Genomic DNA, 18,766 nt, shown 5'->3' on the forward strand with positions numbered 1-18,766 from the left:
GGTCACCTCCGCACCTGGATCAGCGCGTGCGTGCCGCCCGTCCGCCACCGCTGTCCCTCCGCCGCCACCAGCGTCGCCTCGGTTCCGCTGTCGAGGCCGGTGATCACGTCGGACTTGAGGGTGCGCAGGGCGGCGACCGGGCCGGGGAAGTAGGCGGTGACGTCGGTGAACGGCGTGGTCGGCGGCCAGAGCCGGTCGCCGACCAGGCGGCGGTAGTTGAGGTCGCCCTTGAGGAGGGTGAGGGTGGCGGCGGCGAGTTCGTCGCGCAGGTCGCCGGGCATCTCGGCATACGGCAGCGGGGCGCAGGAGAAGGGGTGGGCGCGGACGGTGAGGCGGCCGTCCGTCAGCGCCGTCCAGAGGGTGCGGCCGTAGGTCGCGGTGGCGCCCGGGGCCGCCGTCAGCCGGCGCACGGCGTCCAGTACGTCGGTGTGCGTGGCGTCGGAGACGTAGTACGGGTACGGCTTGACGTGGAGGACAGCCCGCGCGATGCGCCCCTGGGTGAGGAGGTGGGCGATGAGGAGCAGGTCGGGGACGAGTTCGCGGCCCGCGTTGTCGGCGATCAGGCACAGGGTGGCCGAGCCGGAGGGCGGGAGCAGCGACCAGAGGGTCTCGCTGTCGTCGGCGACCAGGGGCGGGGTCTCCGAGGAGGTCTCGCCGTGCGCGGCCGACAACCGGAAGCCGAGGTCGGCCCGGTTGCCCCAGAGGGAGCCGTGCAGCAGCGCCCGGTCCTGCTCGCCCACGGGCCGGTCGGCGAGGGTGTCGAGGGCGGAGAGTTCCTCGTCCGTTTCCGGGGCGTCGAGTTCGGTGGTCTTGGAGGGGCGGAACGGGTCGATGCCCTGCCAGGGTCCGGGGGTGAAGTAGCCGACGGCTTCGAGGAGTTGGCGGTAGAAGTAGCTCTCCGACCACAGCCACGGCACGTCGAACCAGGACCGGCCGGCGTATGCGTCGGCGCCCCAGGCCGTCCAGCGGCCGCGGTCGTGCGCGTCGGCGGGGAGGGGTTCGACGACGCCCTTGGTGCAGTTCGCGAGGAGCGCGTCCAGCGCGCGGTGCTGCTCGGGACCGTACGGGAAGGAGTCCCGTACCTGCTGGATGATCGCGGGATGCCGTTCGGCGAGGACGCTGTGCGGGAACGAGCCGGGTTCGTTCCCGAGGAGCACGGGCGGGGGCGCGGTGTCTGACCTCTCGGGCATGCGCCTCACGGTACCCCGCGCGTCACACGGCTCATACGGCTCTGATCTCCCGCTCCAACTGTGTCGCGAGCGTGAGATAGCGGGCCCGGCGCGGTACCGGGACCAGGCCGCGGATCATGATGTGCCACATCTCGGCCAGCCGACGGGGCTGGCGTGCGACGGGTTCGAGGGAGCGGCCGACGACGCGGGTGCCGACGAAGAAGCAGACGACGGAGTGCGCGGCGGCCTCGGCGTCGACGTCCGGGTGGATGTCGGACTCCTTGGCGGCGCCGAGGAGTTTGCGGGTGGTGATGTCCAGCAACTCGGTGTACGGGTGCCGCAGCGGCGGCCGTATCACCACTCCCCCGGTGGCCAGGCGCAGGCCGGCCCGGGGGATCGGGCCCTCGACGGAGAGCCGCACGATGCCGAACGTCGTGCGTATCAGGGACTCCAGCGAGGTGTAGCCCCGGCCGTTCATCTCGTTCGCGACCTGCCGGGACGCACGGGACTGCAGCTCCATGATGGCCTGGGCGAGGTCTTCCTTGGCCGCGAAGTGGAAGTACAGGGCGCCCTTGGTGACCTGGGCCTGCTCGACGATGTCGCTGAGACTGGTCGATTCATAGCCGTGACGGTCGAACAGTTCGGCGGCGGCTGTGAGGATCGTGGTGCGGGTCTGTTCGGCGCGTAACTGCCTCGCCATCAGCTGGACTCTCCTGTGACGGAAAAGAACGGGTCGTGCCGTTTGTTTCTTGCTCCCCACACGATATCTCAGCGCTCTTCGATACCCACCCCGCACTCGAAGACCGTCGACTCCCCCTGGCGTCCGACGACTTGCACATCGGTGCCGTGCGCACCTTCCCGGCCCTCGGCCTCTATCCAAAGGGGCAGGTCAAGTTCGGCGTACTGATGGAAGACGGCATGGAACGAAACCGCTGTGCGGCGGGTGCTCCGGGCGCCTGCCCGGACGGCCTGGCGGGCCGCCTCCAGCAGAAGCATGCCGGGGACGTGGTCGAGCGGGTGATCGAAGAAAACAGCATGTCCGGTATCGACTCGCAGCTGCCAGCCGTCGGAGCGTCCGGCCGGGGCGAGGACCACGTCCGCGGGCAGGGCGCGGCCCACGGCGGCGGGCGGCAGACCGGGCGGGGCGGGCAACGCGGACACGGTGGCCGCGGTGCGGCCGCCGCGCAGACGGCGGTAGACGGCCGCGCTGGTCCAGGTGGCGGCCACGTGCGCGGTCCCGACGAGTTCCTCGCCGAGCCGTATCTCCACGTCGTAGCGGAATCCGGCCGGACGGCCGCCGCGCCGGGTGACGTCGCAGACCTCGATGTGCAGGACTGGTTCGGCGGGGGTGGCGCCCATGACGAGGTGCTCGGGACTCGTGGTGATCCGCAGCTCCTGGAGCACGAACTGGTGGCCCAGGGGGACCTCGTAGGCGGTGTGCGCGATGAGAGTGCCGGACTGGCGGACGGTTTCCGCGACGAGCAGCGGTTCATAGGCCGACCGGTCCGGCGACACGTGTAACTGATGGGCGCGCGGCCACTCGGCGAAGACCGTGAACCGGTCGGTGTCGATGCTGGTCGCGCCCGTGAGAAACGTTTCCGCGACCGAAGCGCGGTGGACGAGCTGGCGCGGTACGGTGGCGGTCAGGCCGTCCGGTACCGGGGTCTCGGCGAGCAGGGTCGTGGCGAGTGGCCGCGGGTAAGGCATGTCCCCTCCTTGGGTACCCCCGTGTGTGCGCTGACAGACGGCGAGGTGCCCGTGCCGCGAGCGTTAGAGTACGAGCCGACCGGTTTGTTTTCAATGCGGACCTGGGTCGCCCGGCTGTGCCCGAACCGCTCCGGCGCACGCCCGGCGCACGGGCCGACTCGGTGCAGCGGAGGGGCTGTTATGGCGAGGCAGGAGCGCGCCATCAGAACGCGGAGGGTGATTCTCGAGGCCGCCGGCGCGGTCTTCGACGAGCACGGGTACACCGCGACGACCATCTCGATGGTCCTGGAGCGGGCCGAAGTGACGAAGGGCGCCCTGTATTTCCACTTCTCCTCGAAGGAATCCCTCGCCCAGGCCGTGCTGGACGAGCAGGTGCCCTTCGGAGCGGTGCCGCCGCAGCCGTGCAAGCTCCAGGAACTCGTCGACATGACCTTCGTGTTCGGGCAGCGGCTGCTCGGGAACTCGCTGCTCAAGGGCAGCGTGCGGCTGGCGGTGGATCAGAGCGCACCGTCGGGAGCCGACCACTCCGGCCCGTTCCGGCAGTGGGCGGACCATCTGGTCGTGCTGCTCGAACGGGCTCGTGACCAGGGCGAGTTGCTGCCCACCGTGGTGCCGAGGCAGACGGTTGAGCTGCTGGTCGGGGCGTTCGCGGGGATCCAGCTGATGTCCCGGGCGCTGACCGACCGGGCCGATCTGGCGGAGCGGATCTCGGTCCTGTGGGGACATGTCCTGCCGAGCATCGCGGTGCCGGGTCTGCTGCCCGGGATCGACCGGGAGCCCGATCGCGGCGCTCGTGTGCTGGCCGCCCTCGACGCGGCCGACGCCGAGCGGGTCGGGCGGGTCGCGGTGGACGCGTCAGGCCGCTGAAACGAACGCGAAGCCGACCGGAGCGACGGTTTCCGCCCCGGCCGGCAGCACTCGCGACACACGACGGGCCGGCCGATGCCCCATCCGCACCGGCCGGCCCGCCCGTTCGTGTACGCGCCCGTCGAGGGCACGGTTCAGTTGTCGACCGGAAGGCCGGTCACACAGGGTCGGTCACACAAGTCGGTGACGAGACCGGTCAGAAGGTCAGCTTCCAGCTGTTGAGCCGGCCCGTGTCCTGGGCCGCCGTGTCCTGGACGCGCAGCTTCCAGGTGCCGTTGGCGGTCTCGCTGGAGGCGTTCACCGTGTAGGTGGTGTTGATGTTGTCCGCGGAGTCCGAGGAGCTGGACTTGAGGCGGTACGTCGAACCGTCCGGCGCCACCAGGTCGATGACCAGGTCACCGCGGTAGGTGTGGGTGATGTCCACGCCGACCTGGAGGGCCGACGGGGCGTTGCCGCTGCGGCCGCTGACCGCGATGGAGGACTCGATCGCGGAGCTGTTGTCCGGGATGGCGACGGCGGAGGTGCTGGTGAAGGTGGTGCCCCCCGTGGAGCCGCCGGAGTTGCCGCTCACCGCCTGCACGGTCTTCGCCGCGTCCGCCAGACCCGCGCCGCAGCCGCCGGAGCAGGTGCCGGGCAGGGTGCGGGCGTTGGACTTGATGGCCGACTCGATCTGCGCCGGGGTCAGGGACGCGTTGGCCGACTTCATCAGCGCGGCCAGGCCCGCGATGTGCGGCGCGGCCATGCTGGTGCCCTGGTAGAACTTGTACGACTCGCTCGACGGGCCCCGCGTGCCGGTGTTCAGCGTGGACAGGATGCCGTTGGCGGTCGTGCTGTTGGTCTCGCCGCCCGGGGCCGCGATGTCCACGATCGAGCCGAAGTTGGAGTAGTAGGACCGGTTCCCGCTGCGGTCGGTGGCGGCGACGGTGATGACGTTGTTGCAGTTGGCGGGCGAGGAGTTGGCGGCGTTCTGGTTCTCGTTGCCCGCCGCGACGACCACCGTGGTGCCCCGGTTCACGGCGCCGTTGATGGCACTCTGGGTGGCGGCGGAGCAGGCGCCGCCCCCGCCGAGGCTCATGTTGATGACCTTGGCGACGTTGGCGTTGGCCGGGACGCCGGAGACGGAACCGCCGGACGCCCAGGTGATGGCGTCGATGATGTCGGAGTCGTAGCCGCCGCACTGGCCGAGGACGCGCAGCGGGGAGACCTTCGCACCGTACGCGATGCCCGCGATGCCCTTGCTGTTGTTGGTGACGGCGGCGATGGTGCCCGCGACGTGGGTGCCGTGCCAGGAGGACGTGGTGGCCGTCCAGTCGCTGCTGCACTGGCCGTCGGTGGTCCAGTCGCCCGTGTCGGCCGGGTTGCTGTCACGGCCGTTGCCGTCGTTGGAGACCGCGGTGTCGGAGATGAAGTCGTAGCCGCCGACGATGTTGGCCCCGAGGTCGGAGTGGGTGACGTAGCCGGTGTCGATGACGGCCACGGTGACCCCGCTGCCGTCCGTGACGTCCCAGGCGGCCGGCACGTTCATGCCGGCGGTGGCCTCGGACAGGTCCCACTGCTTGCCGTACTCGGTGTCGTTGGGCGTGGCCAGCGGCTTGTTCAGCCGGTCCGGTACGACGTAGGCGACCTGCGGGTCGGCCTGGTACTCGGCGACGACGTCGGCGACGTCGCTCTTGGTGAGGCCCTCGCCCAGGTCGACGAGGGCGGCGCCGGAGCCGAGGCGGCGCTGGAAGTCGAGGTTCTCGCCGGCCTCCTTGCCCTTGGCGGCGGCGTCGGCCTCGGCGGCCTTGTTCGACCTGGCCTCGGAGGCGCCGGACTTGTAGCCGACGATGAGGCGTTCGGCCGGGGTGCCGGGGGCGGCCTCGGTCTGGGCCGCCGGGACGGGGGCGGCGGCTTCCTGGGCCGAGGAGTCCTGGGCCACGGCGACCGAGGTGGTGGCGGCCGTGAAGAGCGCGGCGGAGACCGCGGCGGCGGATATCAGCTTCCGTCTGGTGGACGCAGAGGTACGCAAGGGTGTGCCCTTTCGTGGCCTGCCGTACTCCGGGCAGCGCGGAGCGGCGGTCGATTCGCTTCGTCCTCGAAGCGGCGGGGGGGTATGCCGAGAAGGCGGGTGGGGCAGTGCGGGGAACGCATGTGGGGCAGTGCGAACTGCGGGGCGCGGCGGCCGGCCTGGCGCGAGCTACGACCCGTTCGGGGTTACCTGTGGGTCGGCTGTGGTCGAACGATAGGCAAAGAGAAGGTCATCGGGATACAGGGGAAACCCTTGATCGGGCCGGAAACCCACCCTCTACGTCGGGCGGTTGACCGGTAATGCCGGACTTTGCCCGGCTCGTCGCGCGCTGAACGCGCCGGGTCGTGTGCCCGTACTGCACGGGGACCCTTTCCCGCGTCGGCCGAGGAGACGTTCCGGATGTCCCGGATGCCCTGGATGAGATCGCATCGCACCGCCCTGGCGACCACCGCCGTCGCACCCCTGCTGCTCACGATGTGGGCGGCGGGCCCCGCCCGTGCGCACGGTGCGCCGACGGATCCGGTCAGCCGGGTGTACGCCTGCTCTCCCGACGGCGGTGGCGCGTCCCGGTCCGCGGCCTGCCGGGCGGCGGTCACGTCGAACGGGGCACCCTTCACCGCCTGGGACAACCTTCGGATCGCGAACGTGAACGGCCGCGACCGACAGGTCGTGCCCGACGGGCAGTTGTGCAGTGGCGGACTGCCCGCCTACCGGGGACTCGACCTCGCCCGCGCCGACTGGCCGTCGACCCGGCTCACGCCGGGTGCCGACCTGACCATGCGGTACGTCTCGACGATCCCGCACACCGGCACGTTCAAGCTGTACCTCACCAAGCCCGGCTATGACCCGGCGAAGCCGCTGTCCTGGTCCGACCTCGCGGAGAAGCCGTTCGCGGAGGCCAAGGATCCCGCGTTGACCAACGGGGCGTACCGGATCAGGGCGACGCTGCCGTCCGACCGGACCGGACGGCATGTGCTGTACACGATCTGGCAGAACAGCAGTACGCCGGACACGTACTACTCGTGCTCCGACGTGGTGTTCCCGGCGGGCGAAGACGGGAGCGGGGACGCGGGCGCCGAGGCGAGCGGCGGCGGGCGTACGGCTTCCGCCGTCGACGGCGACGCGGGCCGGGACGACGGCCGTACGACCGCGAGCCCTTCACCGGCGGCCGAGCCGCGCAAGTCCGTCTCACCGACGCCTTCCGCCCCCGTCGGCGCCGAGGGCCGCCGTCCGCAGACCGCCGCCGCGCCCGACAGCACGCCGGTGGCGAACAGCGGGGGCGCCGGTGCCGGACCCTCGACACCGATGCTCGCGGGCGGCGCCGCCGCGGTGCTGGTGCTCACCGGGGGCGCCGCCCTTGCGCTACGGCTGCGCAGGAGGTGAACTCCGGCGCGGTGGAGGTCAGTTGACGTAGACCGCCTCGCCGTCGGCGGTCACCGGGGCGTACTTGGCGGTGAAGTAGCCGTTGGCGAAGCAGAGGGACGAGCCGGAGACCTTGGTGAACTGGGCGCCGGCGAAGTTGATGGTGTTGTCGTCGTTGCTCGCCGTGCCGGACAGGCTGGGGGCCTGGTAGACGCAGTTGATGCTGCCCAGCAGGGTCCGCAGGACGACCGTCGTCTGGATGGTGGAGCCCTCGGCGGGCGTGACGGTGACGGTGCCGTCGGAGGACACGGCGGCGCTGTACGGCAGGTTGTTGACCGTGATGCTGGTGACGCCGAGCACGCCGAGCACGTTGGTGGTGCAGCTGGCGGCGTCGAAGGTGTGCGCGGAGACCGACTCCGTCGCGCTGCCGGGCGCACTCGGGTTGTCCGTCACGGTGGCCGTGAACTGCGACGACGTGCAGGAGATACCGCTCGTACCAGTCGCGCTGGAGTAGAACGTGGCGGCGGTGCCGCTCGCCAGCGGCGCGGTGAGGACCTCACCGGCCGCGACGGCCGTACCGCCGACGGAGCCGGTGGTGAGGACGGTGCCGTCGGCCGCGGACGCGGGGCCGGCCAGGGGGAGGGTGAGGGCGGCGACGGTGCCGGCGAGGGTGAGGAGGGTGCGGGTGCGCATGGGGGTGTACCTCGGCTTTCGTTGCGGGTGTGCCCTGAGGCCCATGGGGCTCAGGGGGATCGGGGAGATCAGGGAGTTCAGAGGGTCGAGAAGTGGGGGCGAGTTCGGGTGTGCCGTCGCCGGTCCGTGACGCCTTCTCCGTACGTCACGGACCGGCAACGGCGAGGGACGGCCGGCACGGACCGAGGGGGATGCGACCGTGACGGCGCCGTGGAATGAACTCGCGGAAATGTGAAGGACATCAGTCCGGGAACGCGGGCAGAGGCCACGCGGGCGGCGGATCCGGCGCCACGGATCCAGGGGGGAGCCAGGGGCAGTTGTAGACCTGAGAGTCAGTCAACGTCAAGGCATCGTAGGGGAGTTGATGTTGGCATCGGGTCCCGCGCCGCGTCCAGGAGCGCCCCTGAGTCACAGGTGACACACAACCAACACCCTTTTTCCACAACTACCTTGACCCTGAAGTGTAACCACCGGTAACTTCCCGGTCTGGCTACTGCGGAGTACGAGAAAGCCCTTGCATCCGCCGGGAGTTGTGAGGAGACGTACGCCGTGGGCGCTGTCCGCGCCAGGACAACGTGCCGCTGATGCCCTACCCGCACTTTCTCTGCACCTGGGAGCAGTTATGGCCTTGTCCGAGAATCCGGAAAGCGGTTCCGTGACCGAAGCGTACGAAGCGTCCGAAACCCCCGACGGTCCCGCGAGACGCGGGCGGGTCCGGGCGCGCCGGGCCGCCGTGATGGCGGTACCGGCCACCCTCGTCGCCGGCACCCTCGCGGTGCTCACTGCCGAGGGGGCGCTGGGCGTGCAGTTCGCGATCTCCGGCATGCCCTTCACCGTCACCGCGACCGAGCTCAACGGCACCGGGTTCGAGCAGTTCGGCGGGCTCGACGAGATGGCGCCGGGCAGTCCCAACGCGGGGGACACCGGTGGGCAGGTGCTGGTGGTCACGTCCGCGATCAAGAACGCGACGCTCACGAAGCTGTGCCAGAGCGTGGATCTGGGTGGGACGAACCTGCTCATCACCGCGGGCGGTGGGGCGGAGAAGGTGACCGCGAGCGATCTGACCACCGACTCGACGGAATTGTCGGGTGACGCCGCGTTCAACAACATCGAGATCGGCAATGACGCGAGTACGTTGACCAAGGCTGGGGTGAAGGGACCGATCGGTGTCTTCAGTCAGCAGGCGGACACCGTGCGCATCGCCAATCTGCGGCAGACCAACTATGCGACGACTGCGGGGGTGTTCAAGCTTCCCGGACTGAAACTCAGTTTCAGCAGTAAGGGTTGCTGATGAGTTCGCGTACGGGTTTCCGGTCGGCCTTCCGTCGTTGGCGGGCCGATCGGCCGTTCTGGGGCGGGGTGTTGCTCGCGCTGGGCGGGGCGGAGGTTCTGCTCACCATGAAGGCGTCCGTGAAGGTCATGCTGCATGCCGGTATGCAGGGGCTGGCCGGGTATCTGTTGCCGACGCTGATGGTGTTGCTCGGTCTGCTGATCCTTTTCAATCCCGGGCAGCGGCTCTTCTATTCGATCACCGGGGTGTTGGTGACGCTGGGGACCTGGCTCACCTCGAATCTGGGCGGGTTCTTTGTGGGGCTGCTGCTCGGGGTCGTGGGGAGTTGCCTTGCTTTCGGGTGGCTTCCGGATCAGGAGCCTCGGCGTCGGCGCCGACGGCGGCGGCGGGACAAGGGCGTTGCCGCGACGGTTGGCCAGAAGGTCGGGGAGCCCGCCTGAACCGGGTTCCCGCCCGAGCGTCGTGGGGGGGCGGGAGCGTTCGGCGAGTGCGGGTGTGCGGGGGCTGGTCGCGCAGTTCCCCGCGCCCCTGGGTGGGTGCGGTGAGCGTCGGTGGTCCAGCGGACCGCGATCGACATGCCGTCCCACCGGCGTACCGCACCTCTGCGCCGGCATGCCGACTCTCCCTGCCCCGCGTCCCCGGGTGGGCCTGTTGACCCTCCGGCACCTGGCGCATGACACCCGCCCTCACCAGCATCCCCTCGCCCCCATCAGCAGGCCGGCCCCCAACCGCCGCCCCGCCCACACCCCACGCATCACACCAACCCCACCAACGCCCCCGCCCCTCAATCAGCAGCCCGGCCCTCAATGCCCCCACACCCCCAGGCAGGCACACCAAACCCCACTCCCCCGCACCCCGGAGACCTCGCGACCCCCGACCCTCCAACACGCCACGCGTGACACCCGCCCCCGGCTACTTCCCGTCGCCCCAGGCGGCACGCCGACCCGCAGCTCGCCCAAGCTGATCGCCGGACCGGGGGGCGCGCTTCTCGGCGGAAGTGGGATGTCGGGGATCGACAACTTCCCGTTGATGCGGGCCAGTTGCCAGACTGGGCTGGGTCCGATGTCCAGTCTCCGGAGGCCTCATGTCCGTCGACCCCGTTGACGCCGAGACCGCCCATTCCGCTCGTATCTATGACTACATCCTCGGCGGCAAGGACTACTACCCCGCTGATCAGGAGGCGGGCGATGCGATGGTTCGGGAATGGCCTGCGCTGCCTGTCCATATGCGGGCCAATCGGGACTTCATGCATCGGGCTGTGCGGTATCTCGCGGAGGAGGCGGGGGTGCGGCAGTTTCTGGATGTGGGGACCGGGGTGCCGACCTCGCCCAATGTCCATGAGATCGCCCAGTCGGTGCTGCCCGAAGCGCGGGTCGTGTACGTGGACAACGATCCGCTGGTACTCGCGCTCAGTCAGGGGTCGTTGGGCGGTGGAGCCCGGGGCAGGACAGCGTATGTCGAGGGTGACATGCGTGACCCCTCGACCATTCTCGACGCCCCGGAACTGCGGGAGACCCTCGATCCGGCGGAGCCGGTCGCGCTGGCTGTCATCGCCATCGTGCACTTCATGCTGGACGAGGACGACGCCGTGGGGATCGTACGGCGGTTGCTCGAACCGTTGCCGGTGGGCAGTTACCTGGCGATGTCCATCGGCACCGCCGACTTCGCGCCGGACGAGGTAGGGCGGGTCGCCCGGGAGTACGCGGCTCGGGGTATGCCGATGCGGTTGCGCAGCCTCAGCGAGGCCGGGGAGTTCTTCACCGGTCTGGACCTCGTCGAGCCCGGCATCGTCCAGGTGCACAAGTGGCGTCCGGACGGTACGGGTGCCGAGGTGGTCCGGGACGAGGACGTCGCGATGTACGGGGCGGTCGCGCGCAAACCGAGTTGAGGCCCGGTCGGGTATGTTTGCGAGTGCGGCGGTCCGGCCTCCGGCCAGCGTTCATCACGATGTGGCAGCGACGACTCACACCGCGTGGTTGCACACTTGACTACCGGTGGTCACACGCGATTGGCTCCGCCCCAGCGAGAGTTCACCAGGTCGGGGACCTCCCCGTTCGACTCCGGCCGTGCTCTCGTTCGTTCCTCCGGCTCGGCCGCACAGCGAGGTGCCGCACCCTCATGAAGACCCCACCCCCCTCCTTCGTTCTCACTCGCGCCGCGGTCGTCACGGCCGCGTCCTGTCTGCTGCTGGCCGGCTGCTCCGCCGTCGGCGCGACCGACGACGCGTCGGGCACGGACGCGGCGGACACCGCACGGCTGAAAGTCGCCCTCATCACTCACGGAGGCGAGGGGGACGCCTTCTGGGAGCTGGTGCGGAAGGGCGCCCAGGCGGCGGCCGCCAAGGACAGGATCGAGCTGACCTTCGCGAACGACTCCGAGCCCGCGGGCCAGGCGGAGTTGATGCGGGACGCGATCCGGAAGAAGGTCGACGGCATCGCGGTGACCCTGGCCAAGCCGACGGCGATGGCCGGTCCGGTCGCCGAGGCGCGGGCGGCCGGCATACCCGTGGTCGGCCTCAACTCTGGTATAGACGATTGGCAGTCGGCTGGTCTCCTCGGGTACTTCGGCCAGGACGAGAGCGTCGCGGGCCGGGCCGTCGGCGACAAGCTGGACGACCTCAAGGCCAAGCACGCCCTGTGCGTCATCCACGAGCGCGGCAACGTCGCCCTGGAGGCACGCTGTGCGGGCGTGAAGAAGGCGTTCGGCGGCGAGACCGACAACCTCTACGTGGACGGCACCGACATGGACGCGGTCACCGCCACCATCGCGGCGCGGCTCTCCCAGGATTCGAGCTTCGACGAAGTCGTCACCAACGGCGCGCAGTTCGCGCTGGCCGCGGTGAAGTCGGCCCAGGAGGCCGACAGCAAGGCCCGTGTCGCGACCTTCGACCTCAACAAGGACTTGGCCCAGGCGGTCCAGGACGGCGACGTGCAGTTCGCCGTGGACCAGCAGCCGTATCTCCAGGGCTATCTCGCGGTGGACTCGCTCTGGCTCTACCGGACCAACGGCAACACGCTCGGCGGTGGGGAGGCGCCCGTCCTCACCGGACCGGCGTTCGTCACCAAGGCGAACGTCGCCTCGGTCGCGGAGCTCGCCGCCAACGGAACCCGCTGACCGGACAGTTCCCCGGACGGTGTCCTCAAAGATTCGGTCACGCGTGACGCGTACGCTCACTTGTACGGATAGCATCCTGGGCACCCCCTGTGACATCCCGGACACGCGGCCACCCCCCGCGCTCGTCCCCCTTCCGCTCCCGCCCTTCGCTCCCACCCTCCGCTGATCGCCCTAGGACAACAATGTCTCCACGGACAGGTCCCCGGCGCCGCCTCGGCTCCATCCGTCTCTCCCTGATCCTCCTGGCGCTGGTGCCCAGCGTCATGCTCGCCGCCGTCTGGAGCGTGACGACGATCCAGATGTTCTCGGAGGGGCTGCGGCTGCGGTCGCAGACCGGGCTGAGCAGGTCGACCGGGGCCATGGGCACCGAGGCCACGCTCGCGTTGCAGCAGGAGCGCAGCTACTCGGCCGTTTGGCTGGCCTCGCGGCAGGAGGAGGCGCGTACCGCGCTGGACGCGCAGCGCGCCAAGACCGACAAGGCGGTCGCCAAGCTGCTGGCGCAGTCCGAGGAGATCCAGCGGGCGCCCTCGCGGATCAAGGACCGGCTGTACTCGGTCGTGGCGTCCGTGAGCAGCCTGGAGTACTACCGGGGGCAGGTGGACAACCCCACCGACATCCCCGCCGTGCAGGCGCTGGGCCAGTACACGTCGATCATCGACGACCAGATCCACGCCTTCCAGGAGCTCTCCCAGGTCGACGACGGCGACCTCACCTCGCAGGCGGGCCCGCTCGTGGCGCTGGAGCACGCGGCCGAGCTGATGTCCCGGGAGGACGCGCTGCTGACGCTGGCCTCGCCGTCGAAGAAGATGGACGAGAAGACGTGGACCGAGTTCGCCGAGCTGGTGAACACGCGGCGGTGGCTGGTCAGCGACCAGATCCTGCCCGCGCTCACCGGGAACGCCAAGGCGGAGACCGAGCGGATCCTGGGGAGCCCGCGGTGGCGGACCCTGGAGCAGGTCGAGGACCGGGTGCTCGCGGCGCGGGCGGCGGCGGGTGCCGAGGGGGACATCGCCGTTCCGGACGCGCAGAAGGAGTGGCGGGCCGCGCTGGTCAAGGTCTCCGACGAGTACGAGGTGCTGATCCGGCAGCAGACGACCGCGCTGCTCCAGCGCAGCGGCGACGAGGCGCGCGGTCTGCTGATCAAGGCGGCGTCGCTGAGCGCCGGCGGTCTTGTCGCGCTGCTGCTGTGCGTGTGGATGTCCTGGCGGATCACGCGCTCGCTGTCCCGGCGGCTGCGCGGACTGCGCGAGGCGACGCTCGGTCTGGCGCAGGACCGGCTGCCGGACGTGGTGGCCCGGCTGGAGCGGGGCGAGACGGTCGACGTGGAGCTGGCGACGCCGCCGCTGGACTACGGCCATGACGAACTCGGCCAGGTGGCCAAGGCGTTCAACACCGCGCAGCGCACCGCCGTGCACACCGCCGTGGAACTCGCCGACACCCGGCGCGGCTTCCAGAAGGTCATCCTCGGCATCGCCCGGCAGAGCCAGAACCTGGTCAACCTCCAGCTCACCAAGCTGGACGCGCTGGAGCGAGCGCACCAGGACCCGGAGGTCCTCAAGGGCCTGTACGAACTGGACTCCACCGCCAGCCAGTTGCGCCGCTACGAGGAGAACCTCGTCATCATCAGCGGCGAGCGGCCGGGCCGCAGCTGGAGCGAGCCGGTCGCGCTGATCGACATCCTGCGCAGTGCCGTCGGCGAGGTCGCCGAGTACCAGCGGGTGGAGGTGCACACCGAGGAGGAGGTGCATCTCGCGCCGCCCGCCGTGGCGGACGTGATCCATCTGCTGGCCGAGCTGATCGAGAACGCCACCCTGTACTCCCCCGCGCCCGCGCCGGTCGGGGTGCGGGCCGCGATGGTGGCCAAGGGGCTGGCCGTGGAGGTCGAGGACCGCGGCCTCGGGCTGCCCGAGGAGGACTACGCCTCGTTCAACGCCCAGTTGGCCGAGCCGCCGCAGTTCGACGTGGTGGCGCTCGCCGACGACCTGCGGCTCGGCATGTTCGTGATCGCGCGGCTCGCCCAGCGGCACGGCATCGCGGTCACGCTGCGCTCGTCGCCGTACGGCGGCACGACGGCGATCGTGCTGATCCCGCACGACGTCGTGGTGCGGGACGTGGCCGTCCCGGACCGGGACGAGGTGGAGCACGCGGGGGCGGCCGAACCGGAGGAGCCCGTACGGGAGTCCCGTCCGGTCGTGCCGGCCCGCCCCGCGTCCGAGCGGGCCGCCGCGCCCGCGGCCCGTGACGGCCTGTCCCCCCTCCCCCGGCGGGTGCCGCAGACCAGCCTGGCCGCCGAGCTGCGTGAGGAGACCCCGTCCACCGAAGAGGAGGACCACCCCGACGACTTCACCGCCGAACACGCCGCCTCCTCCCTCGCCTGTTTCCAGCGGGGGACGCTCCAGGCCCGCGACGAAAGCGACCATGAGGCCCCGCACGCGCCCAAGGCCGAGGACCAGCGGGTCCCGGCCACTCGGGGGGCGCGTGACGACGGTGCCGGCGAGGGGCCGTCCGCGGCCGGCCCGGCCCGTTCCGCCTCCTCCCCCACGTCCTCCACTCCGCCCGCCGACCGTTCATGAAGGACATCGCCATGACACGCCCCACGCCCGCCACGGACACCCAGCTCGACCAGTTGCTCACCGGACTCGTGGAGCGGGTCGCCGACGTCAACCACGCCGTCGTGCTCTCCGAGGACGGTCTGGTGGTGAGCAAGTCCACCGGGTTCCTGCGCGACGACGCCGAGCGGCTGGCGGCGACGGCGTCCGGGCTGATGAGCCTGAGCAAGGGCGTCAGCCTGGACTTCAGAGGCGGGCCGGTGCGGCAGGCGCTGATCGAGATGGCCAACAGCTATCTGATCCTGACCTCGGCCGGGCCCGGCGCCCATCTCGTCGTCCTCACCAACCAGGGCGCGGACGTCGGTGTGGTGGCGTACCAGATGAACATGCTGGTGAAGAAGATCGGCGAGCATCTCTCGGCGGCACCGCGGGCCCATGTCGGCCCTGGCGCGTGAGGTGAGCGGAGACGATACGGCGGGCCGGCTGGTCCGTCCCTTCACGCTGACCGGCGGCCGGACCCGGCCCAGCCGCTCCGACTTCACCCTGATCACGACGGTGACGGCGGTGGATCCGCCGCCGCAGCGGGCGCCGCGTCCGCAGCCGGAGCAGACGCGGATCCTGCGGTACTGCGCCCGGCCGATCGCGGTGGCGGAGCTCGCGGCCCATCTCGACCTTCCGGTGAGCGTGGTCGCCATCATGCTCTGCGATCTGCTGGAGGCGGGTCTGATCACCGTGCACCCGCCGCACCCCGTCACTCCCCGCACCCCGGACCTGGACCTGCTGCAGAAAGTGAGGGACGGCCTTGGCCGGCTCTGACACCGCCCTGGAGGCGGTCGCGCCTCCCGACACGGTCAAGATACTCATCGCCGGCGGCTTCGGCGTCGGCAAGACGACCATGGTCGGGTCGGTCAGCGAGATCGCCCCGCTGCGCACCGAGGAGCCCCTGACGGCCGCGGGTCTGGGCATCGACGACCTCAACGGCATCGAGGAGAAGCGGGCCACCACGGTGGCCCTGGACTTCGGCCGCATCACCATCAGCCGGGAGCTGGTGCTGTACCTGTTCGGTACGCCCGGGCAGCAGCGGTTCTGGTTCATGTGGAACGACCTGGCGATCGGCGCGCTCGGGGCGGTCGTCCTGGTGGACGTCCGCCGGCCGGAGTCCAGTTTCGCGGCGATCGACTTCTTCGAGCGCCGTGGCATCCCGTTCGTCGTCGGCGTCAACGGCTTCCACGGTGCGCACCCGTACCCGGCCGAGGAGATCAGGGACGCGCTCGCCCTGCCGGAGCATGTACGGGTGTTGCTGTGCGACGCGCGGGAGCGCGAGTCGTGCCGGGATGTGCTGATCGCCCTGATGGACCAGCTGATCGCGGACGCCCGTCAGGCGAGTTGAGCCGGGAGCGGGCGTATCCGGGTGGCGGGAAACCGCCAAGGGCGCCCCTGTGATTGACGCGCCCTCAACCCTCTCCTACTTTCTGGTCGATTCACCGAACTTCGTTCGAGATATCGACCAGGAGAGCCGCATGACCAACCCCTCACGCAGACAGTTCCTCGGCATGGCCGCCACCGTCCCGCTCGCCGCGACAGGTGCGCTGGCCCTCGGTGCCGGGACCGCCCACGCCGCCGACTCGGCGTACGCGATGGTCTACTTCACCGAGTCCAACACCATGCTGGAGGCGGACTACAACCTCCATCTGGCCGTCAGCACCGACGGCCTGCGCTGGACGCCGCTCAACCAGAACAACCCGGTCGCCACCCCCACCCTCGGCGCCGGCGGTCTGCGCGACCCCTTCCTGCTGCGCAAGCAGGACGGCACGTTCGTCGTCCTCGCGACCGACCTGAGCGGCACGGACTGGACCCGCAACAGCGTCTACATCCACGTCTGGGACTCCACCGACCTGCGCACCTTCACCGGCTACCGGCTGCTGAAGCTGCACGACATGACGGGCACGCACAGCTGGGCACCGGAGGCCTTCTGGGACGCCTCACGCGGCCAGTACGGCATCCTCTACTCGTCGGTGAACAGCAGCGGCCACAACGTCATCATGGTCAGCTACACCACCGACTTCCGTACGACGACCAGCCCCCAGGTCTTCTTCGACCCCGGCTACGACGTCATCGACGGCAACCTCACCGTCGGTGTGAACGGCGTCAACTACCTCTACTTCAAGCGGAACGGCACCCTGGTCGGCGCCCGCTCGACGAGCCTGAACCCGGGCAGCTTCACCCCGTTCAGCACGGCCGTGAACCACGGCGGCACCGAGGCGCCCACGGTGGTCAAATCCCTGACCGGCAACAACTGGCACCTCTGGGGCGACACCTACACACCGAACGGCGTCTTCTACGTCTGGCAGACGACGAACCTGGCCGCCGGCACCTGGACGGCCCTGGACCAGAAGCTCTACACGCAGCCGCTCAACTCCAAGCACTGCGGCATCCACCCGATCACGTCGACGGAGTACAACAACCTGCTCGCCAGATGGGGTGCCCCCGCCTGGAACCGGCTGAAGTCCTACAACTACCCGGCCCGCTACGTCCGCCACAGCGGCTTCGTCGGCCGGATCGACGCCTACCCCTTCGACCCGTTCCCCGACTCGCAGTGGAAGCTGGTGCCGGGGCTCGCCGACTCCTCCGGCGTCTCCTTCCAGTCGGTCAACTACCCGGCCCGCTATCTGCGGCACTACAACTACGCCCTGCGCCTGGACGAGAACGACGGCACGTCGACGTTCGCCGGGGACGCCACCTTCCACCGTACGGCGGGGCTCGCGGACGCCTCCTGGGCCTCGTTCCGCTCGCACAACAACCCGACCCGCTACCTCAGGCACTCCGACTACGCCCTGCGCATCGACCCGATATCGACGACCACCGAACGCCAGGACGCCACCTTCCAGGTCGGCTACTGAGCGACAGCACAGCGGGGTTGTGACGGCGGCCCGTCACAACCCCGCGAAAGCCTGCCGGGTGCGCCCTGCGTCAGCCGAGGCCGACCGACTTCAGCCAGGCCTTGGCGACGTCCAGCGGGTCCTTGTTCTCCAGCTGCACCTGGGAGTCCAGATCGAGGAGGGTCTTGGTGTCCAGCTTGGCCGAGACCGCGTTGAGCGCGTCGACGCCCTCCTGGGAGAGACCGCTCTTGTAGACCAGCGGGGTCACGTTGGCGAAGCCGAAGAGGTTCTTCGGGTCCTTCAGGACGACGAAGCCCTCCTTGGTGATGCTCGGGTCGGTGGTGAAGACGTCCGCGGCCTGCACGGTGTTCTTCGCCAGCGCCGCCCGGGTCAGCGGGCCGCCCGCGTCCAGCGCCTTGAAGGACTTGAACTCCAGGCCGTACTCGGACTCCAGGCCCTTCAGGCCCTGCTGGCGGGTCTGGAACTCGGGCGAGCCGCCGATCACCAGGTCCGGGGCGATGTCCTTGAGGTCATCGAGGGTGGAGTCGGAGGTCAGGTCGTACTTCTTCGCCGTCTGAGCGTTGAGGGCGACGGAGTCCTTGTCCTCGGCGGGCGACGACTCCAGCAGCGTCAGCTTCGCGTCCAGCTTGGTCTTCACCGCGGCGTTCACGGCTTCGGAGGACTTCTGCTCCGCCTTGGGGTCGAGGTAGGCCAGCAGCGAGCCGTTGTACTCCGGCAGCACGGTGACGGAGCCGTTGCGGAGCTGACCGTAGGTCACCTCGCGGCTGCCGATGTTGGGCTGGTAGCTGACCTCGATGCCCTTGGCCTTGAGCGCCTCGCCGTAGATGTCGGCGAGCAGGGTGCTCTCGGGGAAGTTGTTGGAGCCGACGACGACGGTGTCGCCGCTCGGCTTGTCCCCGGCGAGCGGGTCGGACTTGTCGTCGGAGGAGGAACATCCCGCCAGCAGCGCCGCCGTGGCGGCGAGCGCGACGGCTGCCGTGCCGGGATGGTTCCTGAGGGACCTGCTGCGTGTGGCGGTGAAAGTCACGATTCCCGTTCCGGATTCAGGGGGTTGGGAGAGCTCTTCCACTGATCCAATCCAGCCGCTTCTCGGTCAGTCAAGTGCG

General features: G+C 70.0%; 17 protein-coding genes. 11 read left to right on the top strand and 6 right to left on the bottom strand.

The window, feature by feature from the left end:
- Positions 1-2 precede the first annotated feature (2 nt).
- From ACZ4UU_RS33505 to ACZ4UU_RS33515, 3 genes are all read right to left on the bottom strand, one after another.
- Positions 3-1,190 (bottom strand): damage-control phosphatase ARMT1 family protein, encoded by a 1,188-nt coding sequence (locus tag ACZ4UU_RS33505; protein ID WP_471907144.1) that lies wholly within the window; start codon positions 1,188-1,190, stop codon positions 3-5.
- Positions 1,191-1,221: 31 nt separating this feature from the next.
- Entirely contained in the window at positions 1,222-1,869 is a 648-nt protein-coding gene (locus ACZ4UU_RS33510) for a ScbR family autoregulator-binding transcription factor (protein ID WP_471907145.1), read from the bottom strand.
- A 68-nt stretch (positions 1,870-1,937) separates the two neighbouring features.
- Positions 1,938-2,876: a ScbA/BarX family gamma-butyrolactone biosynthesis protein gene (locus ACZ4UU_RS33515; protein ID WP_471907146.1), complete on the bottom strand. Its 939-nt coding sequence runs from the start codon at positions 2,874-2,876 to the stop codon at positions 1,938-1,940.
- Between the two features lie 180 nt (positions 2,877-3,056).
- Between ACZ4UU_RS33515 and ACZ4UU_RS33520 the strand changes: the two genes are divergently transcribed.
- The gene (locus ACZ4UU_RS33520) at positions 3,057-3,743 is read left to right on the top strand and encodes a ScbR family autoregulator-binding transcription factor (RefSeq protein WP_471907147.1); all 687 of its coding nucleotides are present in this window, start codon (positions 3,057-3,059) and stop codon (positions 3,741-3,743) included.
- Positions 3,744-3,939: 196 nt separating this feature from the next.
- Here ACZ4UU_RS33520 and ACZ4UU_RS33525 read toward each other — a convergent pair whose 3' ends face one another.
- Positions 3,940-5,751: a S8 family peptidase gene (locus ACZ4UU_RS33525; protein WP_471907148.1), complete on the bottom strand. Its 1,812-nt coding sequence runs from the start codon at positions 5,749-5,751 to the stop codon at positions 3,940-3,942.
- Positions 5,752-6,159: 408 nt separating this feature from the next.
- On the opposite strand from ACZ4UU_RS33525, the gene ACZ4UU_RS33530 reads away from it, so the two are divergent.
- Positions 6,160-7,134: a lytic polysaccharide monooxygenase auxiliary activity family 9 protein gene (locus ACZ4UU_RS33530; protein ID WP_471907309.1), complete on the top strand. Its 975-nt coding sequence runs from the start codon at positions 6,160-6,162 to the stop codon at positions 7,132-7,134.
- Positions 7,135-7,152: 18 nt separating this feature from the next.
- Here the strand turns inward: ACZ4UU_RS33530 and ACZ4UU_RS33535 are convergent, their stop codons facing one another.
- Positions 7,153-7,806 carry a Tat pathway signal sequence domain protein gene (locus ACZ4UU_RS33535; RefSeq protein ID WP_471907149.1) on the bottom strand — a complete coding sequence of 218 codons (654 nt, stop codon included), beginning with the start codon at positions 7,804-7,806 and terminating at the stop codon, positions 7,153-7,155.
- Between the two features lie 622 nt (positions 7,807-8,428).
- Between ACZ4UU_RS33535 and ACZ4UU_RS33540 the strand changes: the two genes are divergently transcribed.
- The 9 genes from ACZ4UU_RS33540 (at position 8,429) to ACZ4UU_RS33580 (ending at position 17,660) form a co-directional block, all read left to right on the top strand.
- Entirely contained in the window at positions 8,429-9,097 is a 669-nt protein-coding gene (locus ACZ4UU_RS33540; protein ID WP_471907150.1) for a DUF6230 family protein, read from the top strand.
- Entirely contained in the window at positions 9,097-9,537 is a 441-nt protein-coding gene (locus ACZ4UU_RS33545) for a DUF6114 domain-containing protein (RefSeq protein WP_471907151.1), read from the top strand. Before ACZ4UU_RS33540 ends, ACZ4UU_RS33545 begins: the two co-directional genes overlap by 1 nt.
- A gap of 644 nt (positions 9,538-10,181) precedes the next feature.
- Positions 10,182-10,985 (top strand): SAM-dependent methyltransferase, encoded by an 804-nt coding sequence (locus tag ACZ4UU_RS33550; protein ID WP_471907152.1) that lies wholly within the window; start codon positions 10,182-10,184, stop codon positions 10,983-10,985.
- Between the two features lie 230 nt (positions 10,986-11,215).
- Positions 11,216-12,211, top strand: coding sequence for a substrate-binding domain-containing protein (locus ACZ4UU_RS33555; RefSeq protein WP_471907153.1), 996 nt, complete (start codon positions 11,216-11,218; stop codon positions 12,209-12,211).
- A 182-nt stretch (positions 12,212-12,393) separates the two neighbouring features.
- Positions 12,394-14,784, top strand: coding sequence for a sensor histidine kinase (locus ACZ4UU_RS33560; protein WP_471907154.1), 2,391 nt, complete (start codon positions 12,394-12,396; stop codon positions 14,782-14,784).
- An 11-nt stretch (positions 14,785-14,795) separates the two neighbouring features.
- Positions 14,796-15,215 (top strand): roadblock/LC7 domain-containing protein, encoded by a 420-nt coding sequence (locus ACZ4UU_RS33565; RefSeq protein WP_048586515.1) that lies wholly within the window; start codon positions 14,796-14,798, stop codon positions 15,213-15,215.
- Positions 15,196-15,576 (top strand): DUF742 domain-containing protein, encoded by a 381-nt coding sequence (locus tag ACZ4UU_RS33570; RefSeq protein ID WP_471907155.1) that lies wholly within the window; start codon positions 15,196-15,198, stop codon positions 15,574-15,576. Before ACZ4UU_RS33565 ends, ACZ4UU_RS33570 begins: the two co-directional genes overlap by 20 nt.
- Positions 15,563-16,150, top strand: coding sequence for a GTP-binding protein (locus ACZ4UU_RS33575; RefSeq protein WP_471907156.1), 588 nt, complete (start codon positions 15,563-15,565; stop codon positions 16,148-16,150). Before ACZ4UU_RS33570 ends, ACZ4UU_RS33575 begins: the two co-directional genes overlap by 14 nt.
- Before the next feature lie 130 nt (positions 16,151-16,280).
- Positions 16,281-17,660, top strand: a complete 1,380-nt coding sequence (locus tag ACZ4UU_RS33580) for a glycoside hydrolase family 43 protein (protein ID WP_471907157.1) — start codon at positions 16,281-16,283, stop codon at positions 17,658-17,660.
- A 70-nt stretch (positions 17,661-17,730) separates the two neighbouring features.
- On the opposite strand, the gene ACZ4UU_RS33585 is transcribed toward ACZ4UU_RS33580, so the two are convergent.
- Positions 17,731-18,687, bottom strand: a complete 957-nt coding sequence (locus ACZ4UU_RS33585; RefSeq protein ID WP_471907158.1) for an ABC transporter substrate-binding protein — start codon at positions 18,685-18,687, stop codon at positions 17,731-17,733.
- Between the last annotated feature and the right edge of the window lie 79 nt (positions 18,688-18,766).

This window comes from Streptomyces sp. NPDC028907 (assembly GCF_055564995.1).

Bases quoted from the DNA above. Each gene is read 5' to 3' on its own strand.
- ACZ4UU_RS33530 (WP_471907309.1), top strand. From the start codon at position 6,160: ATGCCCTGGATGAGATCGCATCGCACCGCCCTGGCGACCACCGCCGTC.
- ACZ4UU_RS33560 (WP_471907154.1), top strand. From the start codon at position 12,394: ATGTCTCCACGGACAGGTCCCCGGCGCCGCCTCGGCTCCATCCGTCTC.
- ACZ4UU_RS33550 (WP_471907152.1), top strand. From the start codon at position 10,182: ATGTCCGTCGACCCCGTTGACGCCGAGACCGCCCATTCCGCTCGTATC.
- ACZ4UU_RS33505 (WP_471907144.1), bottom strand. From the start codon at position 1,190: ATGCCCGAGAGGTCAGACACCGCGCCCCCGCCCGTGCTCCTCGGGAAC.
- ACZ4UU_RS33565 (WP_048586515.1), top strand. From the start codon at position 14,796: ATGACACGCCCCACGCCCGCCACGGACACCCAGCTCGACCAGTTGCTC.
- ACZ4UU_RS33520 (WP_471907147.1), top strand. From the start codon at position 3,057: ATGGCGAGGCAGGAGCGCGCCATCAGAACGCGGAGGGTGATTCTCGAG.
- ACZ4UU_RS33555 (WP_471907153.1), top strand. From the start codon at position 11,216: ATGAAGACCCCACCCCCCTCCTTCGTTCTCACTCGCGCCGCGGTCGTC.
- ACZ4UU_RS33580 (WP_471907157.1), top strand. From the start codon at position 16,281: ATGACCAACCCCTCACGCAGACAGTTCCTCGGCATGGCCGCCACCGTC.
- ACZ4UU_RS33540 (WP_471907150.1), top strand. From the start codon at position 8,429: ATGGCCTTGTCCGAGAATCCGGAAAGCGGTTCCGTGACCGAAGCGTAC.
- ACZ4UU_RS33570 (WP_471907155.1), top strand. From the start codon at position 15,196: ATGTCGGCCCTGGCGCGTGAGGTGAGCGGAGACGATACGGCGGGCCGG.
- ACZ4UU_RS33535 (WP_471907149.1), bottom strand. From the start codon at position 7,806: ATGCGCACCCGCACCCTCCTCACCCTCGCCGGCACCGTCGCCGCCCTC.
- ACZ4UU_RS33510 (WP_471907145.1), bottom strand. From the start codon at position 1,869: ATGGCGAGGCAGTTACGCGCCGAACAGACCCGCACCACGATCCTCACA.
- ACZ4UU_RS33515 (WP_471907146.1), bottom strand. From the start codon at position 2,876: ATGCCTTACCCGCGGCCACTCGCCACGACCCTGCTCGCCGAGACCCCG.
- ACZ4UU_RS33545 (WP_471907151.1), top strand. From the start codon at position 9,097: ATGAGTTCGCGTACGGGTTTCCGGTCGGCCTTCCGTCGTTGGCGGGCC.